This is a genomic window from Chitinophagaceae bacterium (genome assembly GCA_007695095.1).
Classification (GTDB): Bacteria; Bacteroidota; Bacteroidia; order Chitinophagales; family REEL01; genus REEL01.
Genome location: REEL01000088.1, coordinates 45025 through 60948 on the forward strand (window position 1 = coordinate 45025; position 15924 = coordinate 60948).

The 15924-nt window shown below is 34.6% G+C and carries 14 protein-coding genes; 7 read left to right on the forward strand and 7 right to left on the reverse strand.

Features of this window, described 5'->3' with window-relative positions; all coding sequences use genetic code 11:
• Positions 1-985 precede the first annotated feature (985 nt).
• A complete protein-coding gene (locus EA412_04910) occupies positions 986-1519 on the forward strand; it encodes a DinB family protein (protein ID TVR80254.1) in 534 nt (177 codons plus the stop codon).
• Between the two features lie 19 nt (positions 1520-1538).
• On the opposite strand, the gene EA412_04915 is transcribed toward EA412_04910, so the two are convergent.
• Positions 1539-2381 carry a 1,4-dihydroxy-2-naphthoyl-CoA synthase gene (locus EA412_04915; protein TVR80255.1) on the reverse strand — a complete coding sequence of 281 codons (843 nt, stop codon included), beginning with the start codon at positions 2379-2381 and terminating at the stop codon, positions 1539-1541.
• Positions 2382-2639: 258 nt separating this feature from the next.
• Between EA412_04915 and EA412_04920 the strand changes: the two genes are divergently transcribed.
• Genes EA412_04920 through EA412_04935 form a run of 4 tightly spaced genes read left to right on the forward strand, consistent with a single transcriptional unit; the run spans position 2640 to position 6762 of the window.
• The gene (locus EA412_04920) at positions 2640-2843 is read left to right on the forward strand and encodes an adenylosuccinate synthetase (protein TVR80318.1); all 204 of its coding nucleotides are present in this window, start codon (positions 2640-2642) and stop codon (positions 2841-2843) included.
• A gap of 42 nt (positions 2844-2885) precedes the next feature.
• Positions 2886-3287, forward strand: coding sequence for a cupin domain-containing protein (locus EA412_04925; protein TVR80256.1), 402 nt, complete (start codon positions 2886-2888; stop codon positions 3285-3287).
• A gap of 14 nt (positions 3288-3301) precedes the next feature.
• Positions 3302-4282 carry an aldo/keto reductase gene (locus EA412_04930; GenBank protein ID TVR80257.1) on the forward strand — a complete coding sequence of 327 codons (981 nt, stop codon included), beginning with the start codon at positions 3302-3304 and terminating at the stop codon, positions 4280-4282.
• A 50-nt stretch (positions 4283-4332) separates the two neighbouring features.
• Positions 4333-6762, forward strand: a complete 2430-nt coding sequence (locus EA412_04935; GenBank protein ID TVR80258.1) for a ligase-associated DNA damage response DEXH box helicase — start codon at positions 4333-4335, stop codon at positions 6760-6762.
• 27 nt (positions 6763-6789) lie between these two features.
• Here the strand turns inward: EA412_04935 and EA412_04940 are convergent, their stop codons facing one another.
• Positions 6790-8001: a DUF4236 domain-containing protein gene (locus EA412_04940; protein ID TVR80259.1), complete on the reverse strand. Its 1212-nt coding sequence runs from the start codon at positions 7999-8001 to the stop codon at positions 6790-6792.
• 142 nt (positions 8002-8143) lie between these two features.
• Between EA412_04940 and EA412_04945 the strand changes: the two genes are divergently transcribed.
• A complete protein-coding gene (locus tag EA412_04945) occupies positions 8144-8725 on the forward strand; it encodes a DUF1572 domain-containing protein (GenBank protein TVR80260.1) in 582 nt (193 codons plus the stop codon).
• Between the two features lie 5 nt (positions 8726-8730).
• Here EA412_04945 and EA412_04950 read toward each other — a convergent pair whose 3' ends face one another.
• The 5 genes from EA412_04950 to EA412_04970 all read right to left on the reverse strand — a co-directional run bounded on the left by EA412_04950 (position 8731) and on the right by EA412_04970 (position 15232).
• Positions 8731-9300: a hypothetical protein gene (locus tag EA412_04950; protein TVR80261.1), complete on the reverse strand. Its 570-nt coding sequence runs from the start codon at positions 9298-9300 to the stop codon at positions 8731-8733.
• Positions 9301-9314: 14 nt separating this feature from the next.
• The gene (locus EA412_04955) at positions 9315-10847 is read right to left on the reverse strand and encodes a 2,3-bisphosphoglycerate-independent phosphoglycerate mutase (GenBank protein TVR80262.1); all 1533 of its coding nucleotides are present in this window, start codon (positions 10845-10847) and stop codon (positions 9315-9317) included.
• Positions 10848-11173: 326 nt separating this feature from the next.
• Positions 11174-12100, reverse strand: coding sequence for a hypothetical protein (locus EA412_04960; protein TVR80263.1), 927 nt, complete (start codon positions 12098-12100; stop codon positions 11174-11176).
• A gap of 262 nt (positions 12101-12362) precedes the next feature.
• Positions 12363-13565, reverse strand: coding sequence for a T9SS C-terminal target domain-containing protein (locus tag EA412_04965; GenBank protein TVR80264.1), 1203 nt, complete (start codon positions 13563-13565; stop codon positions 12363-12365).
• 92 nt (positions 13566-13657) lie between these two features.
• Entirely contained in the window at positions 13658-15232 is a 1575-nt protein-coding gene (locus EA412_04970) for a hypothetical protein (GenBank protein ID TVR80265.1), read from the reverse strand.
• Positions 15233-15469: 237 nt separating this feature from the next.
• On the opposite strand from EA412_04970, the gene EA412_04975 reads away from it, so the two are divergent.
• Positions 15470-15919: a hypothetical protein gene (locus EA412_04975; protein ID TVR80266.1), complete on the forward strand. Its 450-nt coding sequence runs from the start codon at positions 15470-15472 to the stop codon at positions 15917-15919.
• Positions 15920-15924 lie beyond the last annotated feature (5 nt).

Genomic DNA, 15924 nt, shown 5'->3' on the forward strand with positions numbered 1-15924 from the left:
TACAACATCATTTGCTTTTTACTTATTTGTAGCGCTGAGAGTTTCGCAAGACGCAAGAAAGAAAAATGGAAAAATTATGATGGAAAATATGCTTCGCAAGACCCAAGAGCCCAAATTCCAAGAATACCAAGACCCAAGGGAGAAAGTAGGCAGCGGTAGTAGGCACTATGAAAGACCCAAGCCCAAAGTAGACCAAGACCCAAATTCCAAGAACTCAAAAATTTAAGGAGGGTAATTTTTTTGCGCACTCATAAAAGGGAAAACCTAAAAAATCCGTCATTATGAAATAATCCTTGAATAACCCGCAAGGTTTTTGTTTTTTCAATTGCATCTGAATTCACTAACAATAAAATTCATTATGAAAGTAAACCTTGCGGGTTTATCCCGGAACCAAGACCCAAGAGAGAGAAATGGAAAAATTATGATGGAAAATGCGCTTCGCAAGTCCCAAGAACCGAAATTCCAAGAAGACCAAGACCCAAATTACAAATTTCTAGAAAATCCAGTTTTATAGGGTGAAAATGGAAAATTGATGATGGAAAATGGAAAATGTGGGGGGAGCTCCCTGAAATCAGTTGTCACTCTTAGTGGCAGCGAAGAGTCTCTGTATTAATCTGGAGACCGCATTCGCTCCGCGTCTCGCGAGCGTAAGTATTGAACAGCCTCCGGCTGGCATTCATTGTTCCATGGCTATTTCTTAAGTTAGATTTTTCATAATTTCAAGTCCGCTGACTTCGGCTCCGCTCAGCCACCTGTCTACCCATTAATTAACAGGTTCAATGGAAATACGGAAATGCTCCCTAACGTCAGCATGACAGAAAGAAGAATGGCTTTTCTTTTTTATTAAAAACCTTAAACTAAAAGTTTTTCCCCAATCAATAGACAAAGGATTCTCAAGGAAGTTAGTTGATTCATGTATATTGTCTAACTTTGGCTTTCAAAAAAGAGATTTCCGGACTCAGATATACTACAACCAAATCTAAAAATGAAAAACAAAAAAATACTTGAGAATTTTAAAAAGACCATTTTAACCTATGAACAAAAGTTAAACAGTCTTTCTGAGGAAGAGCTCCGCATTAAACCAAATGAAAATGAGTGGTCGGCAGGACAGGTATATTCACACGTGATTATGGCTCATAATTTTTTGTTTATTAACAGCTTAAAAAAATGCCTGAGCGAAAAAGCAGAGGCTACTAAATTAGGGAAAAATACAAGCGGTAAACTTGTTTACTTTTTAGGCGGATTACCTCCGGGCAAATATAAAATGCCTAAATCAGTAGGGATGGAACCCCCTCAGCCCGAAAGTAAAGAACATATTTTCATGATGCTGAAAAAAATGCAAGAATCCATGGAAGAACTGCTCCCGGATGTAGACACATCTGAAAAAGATAAGAAAGCAAAACACCCTGCCTTTGGAATGTTAAATGCAAAAGAATGGTATCACGCAGCAGAAATGCATGCAAAACACCACCTTAAGCAAATTAAACGTATAGAAAAAGCAATTTCAAAAAAAGTTTAGCTAATCCCTATTCTATCTACTAAGGAATCCATTTAATATTTGAAAAGTCCGGTTTACGCTTTTCTAAAAATGCATTTCTGCCTTCTTTAGCTTCATCCGTCATATAAGCAAGTCGGGTAGCTTCTCCGGCAAAAACCTGCTGACCGACCATGCCGTCATCCGTTGCATTAAAAGCAAATTTTAACATCTTAATTGATGTAGGCGATTTTTGAAGAATCTCTCTGCCCCACTGATAAGCAGTGTCTTCTAATTCACTGTGAGGAATCACTGCATTCACCATGCCCATTTCAAAAGCTTCACGGGCAGAATAATTTCTACCTAAAAAGAAAATCTCCCGGGCTCTTTTCTGGCCAACCATTTTTGCTAAATAAGCAGAACCATAACCCCCGTCAAAGCTGGTAACATCCGCATCTGTCTGCTTAAAAATAGCATGCTCTTCACTGGCCAGAGTAAGGTCACAAACCACATGAAGACTATGTCCTCCACCTACTGCCCAGCCGGGCACTACAGCTATTACAACTTTTGGCATAAACCGAATCAATCGCTGAACTTCTAAAATATTTAAGCGAGGCATGCCATCTTCACCTACATATCCCTGATGACCTCTTACACTTTGATCCCCTCCACTGCAAAATGCATATTTTCCGTCTTTTTTTGAAGGTCCTTCTCCGCTAAATAACACCACCCCAATAGAAGTATCTTCCCTTGCATCTAAAAAAGCCTCAAACAATTCAGATACTGTCTTTGGCCTGAATGCATTTCTCAAATCCGGCCGGTTAAAGGCTATGCGGGCTACTCCATTACACTTTTTATAGGTAATGTCTTCGTAGTCTTTTACTTTTATCCAATCTGGTTTTTCCATTTTTTTTGCCGTGAAATTACAACTTTCAATGCATGCTTACCAAAAATTATTATAAAAATCAGACTTTAACAAGACTTCCAAATTCGAATTTTTAAATAGAAGTGATTTAAAAGATTGCAAAAAACTGTCTGCATTTATCTCAAAGCTTACTTAATTTGCATTTATTAATTGGTTTTAATTCAAATGATTGATAATTTAGAGCTTGTTTATTCATACTTAAATACATTTTATATGTTTTTGACACTACTATCTAATTTAATCTTAACTATTGATATACTTTTTGCTCAAAGACCGGAAGGGATTCCTTATGATACCGGTCCCGTTGAGTTTTTAAGCTCTCCTTTTAATATAATTGTGTTTATTGTACTGCCCATTTTGCTAATCCTCTTTTATATATGGTGGATAAGAAAGAAAAAACAAGAGGCAAAAGAAGAGGAAGAAGAAAGAAAGAAAAATGAATAATTTTTAACTAAAAAAAGATTTAAAACTCCCCGCTGAAATCAAATGCTTATGAAGCAAATACTGACTTTTCTTTTCCTGACAAATGCATTTTTTGTACTTTCAAATAATCCCGTTAACCTTTATGAACATGAGCCTTCAGAGTCATTTGACAACATTTACTCAAAAATGTTGTTTGGAGACAATGAATTGGTTAATAGTTTTATAATTTACATAAATGAAAGCGTTCCGGAACATTTTCATCAATTTCACAGCGAACATGTGTTAATTATAGAAGGGAGTGGTATTTTTAAGATTGATAATGAATTATTCCATGCAAAAGCAGGAGATTTGTTTTTTTTACCTAAAAAAGTATCGCACGGATTTACGGTAACAGAAGGACCAGTGAAAGCACTTTCAATACAAGCGCCTTATTTTGACGGGACTGACAGAATTTTAACAGAATAAAAAATATTTTAACTATGAATTACAATAGATTAGGCAATAGCGGATTATTAGTCAGTGAGTTATCCCTGGGTTCCTGGGTAACTTTTGGAAGTCAGGTCGATGATAAATTGGCCGATGAAATGATGTCATATGCCTACGATAATGGGATTAACTTTTTTGATAATGCGGAAGTATATGCTCAGGGACAGTCAGAAATAGTGATGGGCAAAGTCTTAAAGAAAAAAAAGTGGGACAGAAGTACTTATCTTGTTTCTAGTAAAGTTTTTTGGGGAGGTGACAAACCCAATCAAAAAGGTTTGAGCAGAAAGCACGTTACCGAAGGCTGTAATGCAGCTTTAAAAAGACTACAGGTCGATTATTTGGATTTATTTTATTGCCATCGTCCGGACAGGAATACTCCCATAGAAGAAACTGTATGGACCATGCATAATCTAATTTGCAGCGGTAAAATTCTTTACTGGGGCACCTCAGAGTGGTCTGCTCAGGAAATTACGGCTGCCCATGCTTTTGCCATGCGTAATAATTTGATTGGTCCTGTTATGGAGCAACCTCAGTACAATATGTTTCACCGCGATAGAGTAGAGCTGGAATATAAAAGAGTTTATAAGGATTTTGGTTTGGGAACAACTATCTGGAGTCCTTTAGCCTCAGGACTTTTAACCGGAAAATACAATAAAAAAAGCGATGCAAAAAGTGGACGTTTAAATATGAAAGGTTACGAGTGGTTAAAAGAAAAAACACTAAATGAAGAAAAGCTTCAAAAAGTTGAAAAACTTCAAAAGTTGGCCAAAAAGCTAAATATCAGCCTTACACATCTGGCGCTTATCTGGTGTTTAAAAAATGAAAATGTAAGTACGGTAATTTTGGGGGCTTCAAAAATTGAACAACTCAAAGAAAATATGAATTGTCTGCAACATAAAGAAAAACTTACCGACAAAGTATTATTTTCAATAGAGGAAATACTGCAAAACAAACCTGAACAAGATTGGTTTTAATGCCTTTTAATCTAAGTCTGTGTGAATGTATTTGCTCAAAAGTTTAAGCCATGAATGTCGAAACGTGGTTTAAATCAAAGAGGTGGACTCCCCTGCCCTTTCAAGAAAATTGCTGGGACTCCTATGATAAATTTGATAATTGCTTACTAAACGCACCTACCGGCAGCGGAAAAACATATGCTGTATTTTGGGCGTGGTTAAGCAGCCATTTATCTAATCAAAATAAAATCAGTAATGATAAGGGATTCAGGTTAATTTGGATAAGTCCTTTAAGAGCTCTATCACATGAAATAGAATTATCAATTCAGCAAGTGTTAACGGATTTGGAATTGCCCTATAAGGTAATGTGCAGAACCGGTGACAGTAGTTCTGCCGAAAGACGTAAAATTCTAACTGACAGCCCTCAAATTTTAGTTACTACTCCTGAAAGCCTGCATTTAATGCTTTCTAACAAAAACAGCCGTAGCTTATTCAACAAGCTGGAATGTATAGTTGCAGATGAGTGGCACGAACTTATGGGGAGCAAAAGAGGCACTATGACAGAGCTTGCTTTTGCAAAATTAAAGGACATTCGTCCGAATATTAAGTGTTGGGGAATTTCTGCTACCATCGGCAATTTAGGAGAAGCTTTAGAAGTCTTAGCAGGAAACAATAAAGCAAAGAAAAATATAATCATACAGTCGGATATTAAGCGGGAAACGGAAATTATCTCTGTCTATCCTGACGAAGCGGAAGCATATCCATCAGCCGGGCATTCAGGAATTAAACTGAGTCAAAAAGTCATTGATCTAATCCATCAGCATAAAACAACTCTTATCTTCACAAATACCCGTGCTCAGGCTGAAATTTGGTATCAGGAGCTTTTAAACAGGGATAAAAAGTTGATTGGCTTGATTGCTCTTCATCATGGAAGTTTGAGCCGCGAAGAAAGAAACTGGGTTGAAGAAGCTCTTCATAATGAGAAACTAAAAGCAGTAGTATGTACATCCAGTCTGGACTTGGGAGTAGATTTCAGACCGGTAGATAATGTGATTCAAACCGGCGGGCCTAAAGGGATTGCGCGTTTTCTTCAGCGGGCAGGCAGGAGTCGCCATCAACCATACCAAAAAGGAAAAATCTATTTTGTGCCTTCCAATAGTCTTGAGCTGATAGAAGCAGCAGCTCTCAGGTCTGCAATTAGTGAAATGAAAATAGAAAATAGAAATGTAGTTATTGAGCCCTATGATGTGTTGATGCAATTTTTAGTTACTCTCGGACTCAGCGAAGCTTTCAAAGCTGAAGAAGTTTATAAAATTGTTACCTCTGCTTATGCCTTTAAAAATCTTGATTTTGAAACGTTTAGGGAGATTATCTTTTATCTTGAAAAAGGCGGTAAAGTTTTAAATGAATATGATGAATACAAAAAACTGGAAAGAACTGCTGAAAATACTTATGCTATAAAAGACAAAAGAGTAGCTATGAGACATCGCATGCAAATAGGTGTCATTACCGAAAACTCACATATAAAGATACGATTTTTAAAAGGCGGATATCTCGGAAGTGTAGAAGAAAACTTTATCAGCCAGCTGAAAGCGGGAGATATTTTCAGGTTTTCCGGCAGAAGCCTTGAATTTGTAAAAATCAAAAACATGGAAGCCTTTGTAAGAAATGCCGGAAATAAAAAAGGAGTAGTTCCCAGATGGGCCGGAGGCAGGATGCCTTTAAGCTCTCAATTAGCAGATTTTATCAGTTTTAAACTTGAAAATTATAATAAGGGTGAAATAACAGACCCCGAAATAACCTTTTTAAAGCCTATATTGGAAAGACAAAAAAAGATTTCAGCCATTCCGTGCAAAAGTAGCTTTCTTATGGAATACTGCAAAACCAGAGAAGGTTTTCACCTTTTTGCCTATCCTTTTGAAGGTCGGATGGTACATGAGTCCATAGCTTTGTTGTTAGCCTGGAGAATCAGTCTGAAAAAAGCTATCAGCTTTTCGGTAGCCGTTAACGATTACGGATTGGAAATTTTATCTGATTTAGATTTTTATGAAATATTAGAAAGCAGTACCGATTTATTTTCAAGCTCTGACCTGACAGAAAACATGCAAAAAAGCATCAATGCTGCTGAAATTGCAAGAAGAAAATTTCGGTCTGTAGCTACTATTTGCGGCTGGCTTTTTAAAGGATACCCCGGAAAATCTAAAGCTACGAAACACCTTCAATCTTCCGCCTCTTTACTTTTTAATGTGTTTCATGATTATGACCCGGAAAATTTGATGCTAAAACAGGCTTATCGGGAAGCTTTTGATATACAAATTGAAGAAGATAGATTAAGGCAGGCTTTATTTCGAATTGAAAATATTCCTAATAAAATTGTGAAAATTAAAAAACCGGGTCCCTTTGCTTTTCCAATAATGGTTGACAGACTTAGAGAAAGTCTGAGCTCTGAAAAGCTGGAAGACCGTATAGAAAAAATGAGAGTTAGTTTTGAAAAAAATTAGCTGTTAAGTTGAGATATAACTGTTTTTTCAAATCAACTTATGGAGCATCCCGGCAAAAGTCAGTATATCCGGCATAGTAAAAATCAACGGACTCTTTCTGTTTTCCAGGTTGAGTTGTATTGTATTATCTTCCAGGGAAATAGTAATGTCTAAAAGTCTGTTCAAAGAATAACTGCGACTGCCGTCTGATAAAATAAATATTCTCTGATTGGTCAAAAAGATTTTTCCTTCCATATCAATGTCATACCCGATTTCTCTATAAATCACTCTGTCTTTTTGGTACTGCCTCAGTCTTTTTTCCTTGAGTAAACGCCCCTCTGATTCGTAATAGCATTCCTCCCCTTTTTTCAATTTCAATTCAGTTTGAATGACTTGCAGTTCGGAGTCAATAGTATCCCGTAATTTTATCATTGCCCGTATCATTTTCTTTTCTACAGCAATATCCTCATCCTTTAGATTCAGCGATTGCTGTAGTTTAACAAGATGTTGCTCCTCTTCTTCAGATATCATGTGGTCTTGTATCACTTCATTCAGAAAAATTGAAAAAACAAATACTTTTATATCTTTTTTATCCTTTGATGGCAAAGAAAGTTTCTTTTCTGTTAGTTGTAAATCTTCAGCAGAAATAAAATCCGGATCTTCATAGTATATCAGATTAATTGTCTTGTAAACATTGAAATGCAGCCAGTACTTTGCATGAAAATAAATCTTTTTAGCACTTACTTCATCCAATACTTTTGAAATATCATCTCTGTTTTCAAGTTTTTCAACTATTGCTTTAAATGTTTTATTTGCATTCTCGGCATTTACATATAAAAAAATATATGCTCCCATGAAACCAATGGAAAGAAATAAAGTCACAATTCCAAAGCCGGTTAAAAAAATCAACAAAAAAACAAGTGATAAGGCTAAAAGTGAAAATGATGCTCTTGGGATGGATGGTTCGGTCAGGACTTTCTGCTTTGATAAATCTAAAGAGACGTCATAAGTCAATCCGGTATCCACAAAAGTATTTACCTCTTGCCTTCCGTTTACTGTGCCCTCCTTACCGGACAAAAACTTTCCGCCTTTCACATATTCCCGATAGTACATCCCATGTCTTCCGCCGGCTACATAGGCTCCTTTAGGTCCAAGTCCAACCCTTGCTCCGGTAACCCCTGCCGAAACACCTAATCCCCCTTTGGACAGATTTAACCGGATGGGGCCAAATGAAAATGCTTTTCTTAAAAAAAATGACATAGAATCTAAATTTGTTTGAAATGCTTACAAAACTAATTAATTTGATTTCAGAACTAAATATTTAATATTTTTATACCAACTCAACTAAAATAACGGGCTGTTGTTTACATGCATATTTTACATAAAATAAATACTTTCGTACATGAAAAAGATAAAAACCCTGATTTTTACTTTCGTTTTAATACTGAATATTTCTATACATTCACCTTTAATTGGTAATAACATGAATTCTGAACTAAATGAAACCTATTCCTTAAAAAGTTATTCTTCCTATAATCTTTGGGCAAATGAAGAAGTTGTTAAATGGATGAAAACAGCGACTGAAGAACAGTTGCACAAGGAAATTGAGTCCAGTTTTAATTCCCTGATAAAAACAACTTTGCACATGTGGTTTGCTGAACACGGTTGGTTATCGACTTTAAACAACGAAAATTGGGGCCAACCGGAAAATCACAGTCCGGAAAGCTCATCAGCTGAGATTCTCAGAGGATTTATTGAAACCTCAAAGGCTTTTAAGACTTTTGTTCATGAATTAAATGAAGAGAATATGAATAAAACCTTAACAATCGGGCAAAATAAGAATACAGTGCATGTTCGAGATATAGTATTGCATGTATTTAATCATGCTACTTATCACCGGGGACAAATTATTACTTTGGGAAGACAGGCAGGGCTTGAAAACCCACCAAGAACGGATTATATTTACTTTATCAATTTACGTTAAACTCATCAGAACATAACTTCGATAAAAATTTCTCTGGGGTTTAGCAGCCATATATTCTGATATCCTTCAAGTGAGTATCCCTTCCCCGGAATAAACTTCATTTTCTGAGTTGTTTGATTTAGAAAATTTTCAGAAGCCGTCCGAATCATTAAAGAATCCGGTTTTGAATGAAAATCAGATAAGTAAACTTTCATTTCTTTTGTAGTAAGGTTTTCCTCTTTTGCCACATAATGTAAAAGTATATTTCCACCGGCAATATTAATTGTATCTATGCTGTATTTTCCAACGTAAGATGGTCTGTTGATGTCTGCTTCCGTGAAAATAAATAGTTCATTTTCCCAATTATCAATTTGTAAACGTTTAACTTCAACCGATCCGTTTAAACGAATTTCCTTTTCCACTTCCGGATTTCTTGTTATTAAGTCTTCAGTTACTTCTTTCATCAAACTTCTTATATCATAATGAGGTAGAGTCGCGTCTTCATCAAAATCACCCTCAGTGCAACCCGTAAACAGGGTTAAAAGCATTACACTTAAAAGCGAATATTTTAAAAAACTTTTTTTGGTAAGCATCATGAGGTTGTATTAAATTATTTTGCGGAAGTCAGTAATACATCTCCCGTCATTTCTTCAGGCGGTTCAATACCCATACAATACAAAATTGTAGGTGCTATATCACCTAATTTACCGGATTTTAATTTGTAATTACTGTTATCACTGATAAAAAATATCGGTACCGGGTTCATAGTATGAGCTGTATTCGGGCTTCCGTCTTCATTTTTCATCATATCCGCATTACCATGATCAGAAGTTAAAATAACAGCATATTTTTGTTTTAGGGCTTCATGAATTACTTGCTGAACACAATCATCAACTGTTTCAACAGCAGAAACTGCCGCCTCAAAAACACCTGTATGAGCAACCATATCCGGGTTTGCATAATTCAGGCAGATGAAATCGGGGGTTTTATAGCGCATGAGTTTTATTACATCAACTGTCAATGGTTTTGCACTCATTTCAGGCTGTAAGTCATAAGTAGCCACTTTAGGAGAAGGTATGAACAGGCGTTCTTCACCTTTAAAAACTTTCTCTTTACCTCCGGAAAAAAAGAATGTTACATGAGGATATTTTTCTGTTTCAGCAGCCCGCAATTGAGTCTTATGACTTTTCTCTAAAACTTCTCCCAGAGTATTTTTTAAGGAAGTGTTATCAAAAAATACTTTTACGTTTGTGAAAGTTTTGTCATAGGGAGTCATGGTAACAAAATTCAAATCTAACTTTTTCATACCCTGCTCTTCAAAATCCTCTAAAAATAACGCTCGGCTGATTTGTCTGCAACGATCCGTTCTAAAATTAAAGAAAACTACAGAATCTCCGGAGTTGATTTTTGCTACTTCCTTATTATTTTCGGTAATGATAATCGGCTTTAGAAATTCATCGGTTTCATCTTTCTGATAAGCTTCCTGAATAGCAGCTTCTGCATCATTTGCTTGTATACCTTTTCCATGAACCAGAGCATCATAAGCAATTTTGACTCTTTCCCAGCGATTATCCCTGTCCATGGCATAATATCTGCCGCAGAGTGTTGCCAGTTTTGTTTTTTTACCTTTCAGAAAAGTCTGCAACTGTCTTAAATATGAAAGTCCGCTTTTAGGATCTGTATCTCTGCCATCAGTAAATGCATGAATGTATATATTCTCAATTCCTGATTCTTCAGCAAGCTTAATTAACTCAAACAAATGATTGATGTGTGAGTGCACTCCTCCATCTGATAAAAGACCGGCTAAATGTAAAGAAGTCCCCTCTCTAAGCGTATCATTTATTAAGTCTTGCCAAACTGCATTTTCCGAAAAAGAGTTATCTATAAAAGCATTTGTGATACGCATTAATTCCTGCGGAACAACACGACCGGCGCCAATATTCAAGTGACCAACTTCAGAGTTCCCCATCTGTCCATCAGGTAAACCGACTGATTCACCATGAGTTATCAATTCGGCATTCGTATAATTTTTATATAAACTATCTACAAAAGGTGTTTTTGCGGCAAACACAGCATTTTCATTCTTATTTTCATTACCTTTTGCCCATCCATCCATGATAATCAGGCAGACTTTCTTTTGCATTCATTTTCTTTTAGTTTCACAAAATTACCAAACCTTTTTTAATTGCTGCTACTTTCGGAGTAATAAAGCATTCTTGAGCCCGGTTCAGTGAAAAAGGAAGTTTTTACAACTAAAGTTAGTTGCGTTTTAATAGATTTAACTTAAATCAAAGGCTTAATGTACTATAATTTCTTATAAATCGCAATAAAAATTGTTGAAATAATATAATATTTAGTTACTTTTTGAAAAACATTCACAGACAATTGATAAATAATCACTTTTTTCTTTCCAAAACTAAAAAATGATTTAAAAATTTCTAAAACGTTAAAGAGAAAAACTCCTAATCTTTAGTCCTTGATACAACGTACAGTTGATCCGTTTGCGCGTTGGCTTGAAAGTATAATACCACTGCCACTATTAAATAGTAGAAAACGTGCACTGGTATTGCTAACTGTACTAGTCCAATAGTATCCGTTACTACCTTCACCTCCGAGCAATCCGGTATTTGGATCACGGTATCCTGCCATAGGCAACTTAAGGGGAGAGTTTATTGCCCCTACAGCGTTTAGACTCACCCAACTATTGCGTTCGGCATTGTATTCTGCTTCTGTTGGAACTCTCCAACCTACCGGGCAAGGATTGTTTACCATAGGATTAACATTCCATCGGTTATTGTTATTATCACTGCGCCAATCATTGGGAGCCGTTGAGGTTAATATAAAATCTGAATGAGGGGGTTGGTCTGTGGTGCTTAAGTTAGTCTGTGTTGAAGAAGTTCTCAACTGATGACCATCATCAGCCCTTCCCCATTGAAACAAGTCCCCATAGCTATTGGTATCTGTACCGGATGCAGCAACTTGAGAAGCGCCGAGGTTACGATCTAACCAGCAAGTACCATTTTGTCCTACAACAGTTCCGTAAATCACTGAATTTCCATTATAGATAAATTCAACAGTGGATGTGCCGCATATAAACGTTGTGGCTGTATCACAAGGGTCATACCATACAGTACCAATATACCATTGTAAACACTTATCATCAGAATTATAAATCATTAAGCCTTCCGCCGGGTTCGATATAGCATCTCGTTGAATAGTGGTCATTCTGGGAGGTAAAAAACCTTTGTTTGTGCTTTCTAAATCTAATATTGAAGATGCATGGGGATTGGTTCCTGTTTCATTGATGCCAACACTTGGTGACTGCGCGCTGACAACCAAAAATTCACATGTAAGTAATAAAAAAACACTTACAACTGCTAATAGTATTTTTTTCATTTTCTGATTCGTCTAAATTTTATAAAATCACCTCTTTATTTAAGGCATAGCAAGTTAAGGAAATATAATTGCTATATAGCTTACAAGTACAAATTTTAAAGCTAAAAGATTAAACAGATAGTTCTATAAAGTCAAAACAAACAATAGCTACAATTAAACTTTAATGGCTAATTGGGGGATTATAAAAAACGACAAAATTTAAAAAACACTAATAATCATCGGATAATAAAAAGGCCTCAAAGATTATTACTCAGAAAAAACATTATTGAATGACAATTTTATTATTATATACGCCCTTGTCATTAGTAATTGTGAGCAGATAAACCCCTTTAGAAAAGTCACTTAATTGAATGCTTTTTTCAGCACCGTTTAATTTCATGCTTTTTAACTCTTTTCCATTTATGTCATAAATATTCAAAAAAGAATTGACAAAATTTTCTGCACTTTTTATTATCAAATACTCAGTTGCAGGATTAGGATACACATCAATTAAGTTACCTAAAACATTAGTTATAGAGTTAATAGGGTCTTCTCCTTCTTGAATCTTATACGCTAGAGAAAAAGGCTCAGAAGAAAAGTCTGCCCAGTTTTGTATTTCTAAAGAAGAAAACATAGGTGGCATGTTTTGAAGTTGCGTTGCCGTAGTAGTTTTTTTCCAACCGTCAACCCCTTGCCATTGAACTATAGCATCAAAATCATTATCAACTGCTTCATCATAAAAAAACAATAAACTGACTGCTTGATTTCCTTCAGTTTGATTGATTAAATGATACCAGTCTTCATTCACATAATCTATAACATCATTATCTTTTTGGTTCACATCAAAACCATCATCTGTCGGTATGTTATTAACCATTCTAACTTCAAAAGTTGTAAAGTCATTTGAAGAAGGAGTTATTTCAAGTGGACGATAACGTTCAGTTAAATCAGAAGAACCAAGCGGAAAATAATAACTATCCATAGATTCCATATTTCTTGAAAACCTGCCGTCTCCAATGCTGCTGACAAATCCTTCATTAGTTATAAGGCTGTTTACATCTGTGTTTAGCAAATATAACTTGTTTTCCAGTGTTGCAATTTCACGGTCATTTATGTCTAAGATTTGACGTACATAAACATCCTTTTCCAATGTTTTAATACCTGTACCGGAAAAATGTAAATTATTGAAGGTAGTGATTTCAGTTCCCCCGATAAATTGATCGTCTCCGGAAAATTCAATAATTCCGGTTGGGACATTAATCAAAGCACTGTCTCCAGAATTATTTATAAAATTTCCGTTAATAGAAATATAATTTTCATTTAGTATGGTTGAATTAGCAGCTAAATAAACATCTCCGTGTATATGAATTTTAGTGTTTGAGAAATTTTGTAAATTGGCGTTATTTATAACTACTTGTCCGGTAGTTTTTTCTATTGAAAAAACAAGCAAAAAGCTGAGAATAATGAGTGAATAGTATGTGCGCATGATAAATATTTTTATTTATTACTTAAAGAACAAAGTTAACCTATTTTTATTTTTATCAAACTTTTGAGAAATTTTTGGCTGTTTTTTTTTTATTATTTTTTGAGATTATTTTCCTTAAAAACAGCTGCAAATTTTCTACCGGTGATTTTACTTTCTAACCATGAGATAAAATCAAAATGTTCCATTACTCTTTGCTGATAAGAGTCTTTAGATAAACTTTCTAGCTCCTTTTTTAAAATTTTGAATTGCTCTTTTATTTCTTTTTGATTTTGCAAAAATGGAATTTTTTTTCTGATAAAAGTCAAAATTGTCCCCTCTAGCTCATAAAGTCTTTTTCTTTTATACAAAAACCGATATGTTGAACGCACAAAGTAATCCAGCAAATTTTCATTTCCAATTTCATAATGAAAAATAAGATTAACGACTTTTGTCAAAGCGTGTAAGTCTTCCTGCAGGTATTCATGTTCTTCATTTAATACCTTATTTAACCAAAAAATAGCGTCTTCATAGCGTTCTGCTCCAAAATATAAATAAGCAAAATTGTAATGAATGATACAGGAAACTGTTTTATTCCCAATCAATAAATGAGATTGCTTTTCCATAACTTCATTGATTTTATCAATTTTCTTTACTCCTTCAGCAAACTCTCCTGTAAGTATATATTGATTTGTTTCAACCATAAAAATACTCTCATTAGTGGCCGCTATTTCACTTTCTGTCATTTCTGCATTTAGCTTATTTTGCAAATGTGACTTTAAATCTGCCAGGCCGGGTATTATATTATACAACTTGTTTAGTGTTGCGGAAACTTCACTGAAATTTTTTAATTCCTGTAAAAGCAAAACATGATTGTGCAATGAAGCTATGTACATACGGATATTTTCCTCTATTAAATCTCTTCTGGACTCAATCGCTAAAACTGTTTTTCTACTATACTCATAGCTTTTTTCTATATTACCTGAGAAACGATAAAAATTACTGTAAGCTGCATAAAAGTAGATTTTTGCTCGATTAGATACCGGTTCTTCTGAAGCAGGTAAAATTAACTGATCTTTAAGTTGCTCAATTTCAGTACCGGTTCTGGCGATTCCCTGTATAGAACCATAACTTATAGAAAAATGCATGGCACTTTTGCTTTGAGCCAGTTCATCCAAATGGCCGAGGGCTTTTTTGTAATCAGAAGCTACCTTTTTATGTTGTAAAAGTCTCTTTTCTTTATAAAACAACTTTCCAATAAGTAAACGCTCTGTTTCGTAAATACCGGGTAAAACTTCAAACTTCTCTCCTTTAATGGCCTTTTTTTTTGCCTTCAATAAAATTGTATACGCTTGTTTATACAAGCCCTTTTTAAAAAGTATTCTGGAAGACTGTAAATGCTGAGCAATTTCAATTTCTGAATCGGATGCAAACGCATTCAGAGATTTCAATATCATTTTATAAAGCCTAACTTTTGCTGTTGTCAACCACTTTTTATCCTTTCTATCTCCAAATTTACTTAATAATTTATGTTCATCGTATTCTTTCATTAAAGAGATTAAGTCAAAAAGCCTTAAGTACACTTGATCTGTTGACCTGCTGTTTTTCTTTGTAAACACTTTGAAATTGACCTTATCCTGAGGAGACAAAGATTTTACTAAATAATATAAATCTAATGATGGATTCTTCATCGAACAAGAAGTTTTTAAAACAGCCAATATACTAATTTTTACACTGTTTTAAACATTTTAATAAACATTTTTTAATAAAAAATCAAGCTCGCTAATGAAGTTATTAGGAAAAATTGGTTTGATTTAAAATTTACATTCAGTTAACTTAGCCTTAGTTAATTTAGATATTTTCTCATTTTGAAGAAATGTATTTAATAAGAATTAAATAATCATTTAAATAAAAGCAAAAGAAATTCAATGATAACAAGATTTACACGCTTTTCTTTATTTTTAGTTTTACTTTTCTTAGGTTTTGTTTTTACGGGAAACACAACTCAACCTTCGGATTGGACAATGTACTATGAAGATGGAAATATACAAATTGATTATAAGAAAGTAGATTGTGATGTACCCTCAAGTAGTTTTCATAATATTTATAATTACTTACGAGTTGAAAATTTAACTGCATCATCATTAAGTTTAACATTTCATAAACTTACATGGTATAACGGTTCTTGTAGCAGTTGTATCCCCAATGATGAAAACAAATATACAATTGAGCTCAATCCCGGAGAAATCAAAACAGGGCAGTGTGAAAGAAATCCGGAGAGTAGTTTGCAAATTTTTCATTCAATGATAAAGCCTGAGAATCATTCTGTTTTGACAAAATTTGAATTAAAAAACATAAAAACAACAGTTACAAACTGAATAAA

What these genes read in the sequence shown, in the direction of transcription:
- EA412_04910 (TVR80254.1), top strand. Translation starts at nt 986, where the DNA reads ATGAAAAACAAAAAAATACTTGAGAATTTTAAAAAGACCATTTTAACC.
- EA412_04915 (TVR80255.1), bottom strand. Translation starts at nt 2,381, where the DNA reads ATGGAAAAACCAGATTGGATAAAAGTAAAAGACTACGAAGACATTACC.
- EA412_04925 (TVR80256.1), top strand. Translation starts at nt 2,886, where the DNA reads ATGCTTATGAAGCAAATACTGACTTTTCTTTTCCTGACAAATGCATTT.
- EA412_04930 (TVR80257.1), top strand. Translation starts at nt 3,302, where the DNA reads ATGAATTACAATAGATTAGGCAATAGCGGATTATTAGTCAGTGAGTTA.
- EA412_04935 (TVR80258.1), top strand. Translation starts at nt 4,333, where the DNA reads ATGAATGTCGAAACGTGGTTTAAATCAAAGAGGTGGACTCCCCTGCCC.
- EA412_04940 (TVR80259.1), bottom strand. Translation starts at nt 8,001, where the DNA reads ATGTCATTTTTTTTAAGAAAAGCATTTTCATTTGGCCCCATCCGGTTA.
- EA412_04945 (TVR80260.1), top strand. Translation starts at nt 8,144, where the DNA reads ATGAAAAAGATAAAAACCCTGATTTTTACTTTCGTTTTAATACTGAAT.
- EA412_04950 (TVR80261.1), bottom strand. Translation starts at nt 9,300, where the DNA reads ATGATGCTTACCAAAAAAAGTTTTTTAAAATATTCGCTTTTAAGTGTA.
- EA412_04955 (TVR80262.1), bottom strand. Translation starts at nt 10,847, where the DNA reads ATGCAAAAGAAAGTCTGCCTGATTATCATGGATGGATGGGCAAAAGGT.
- EA412_04960 (TVR80263.1), bottom strand. Translation starts at nt 12,100, where the DNA reads ATGAAAAAAATACTATTAGCAGTTGTAAGTGTTTTTTTATTACTTACA.
- EA412_04965 (TVR80264.1), bottom strand. Translation starts at nt 13,565, where the DNA reads ATGCGCACATACTATTCACTCATTATTCTCAGCTTTTTGCTTGTTTTT.
- EA412_04970 (TVR80265.1), bottom strand. Translation starts at nt 15,232, where the DNA reads ATGAAGAATCCATCATTAGATTTATATTATTTAGTAAAATCTTTGTCT.
- EA412_04975 (TVR80266.1), top strand. Translation starts at nt 15,470, where the DNA reads ATGATAACAAGATTTACACGCTTTTCTTTATTTTTAGTTTTACTTTTC.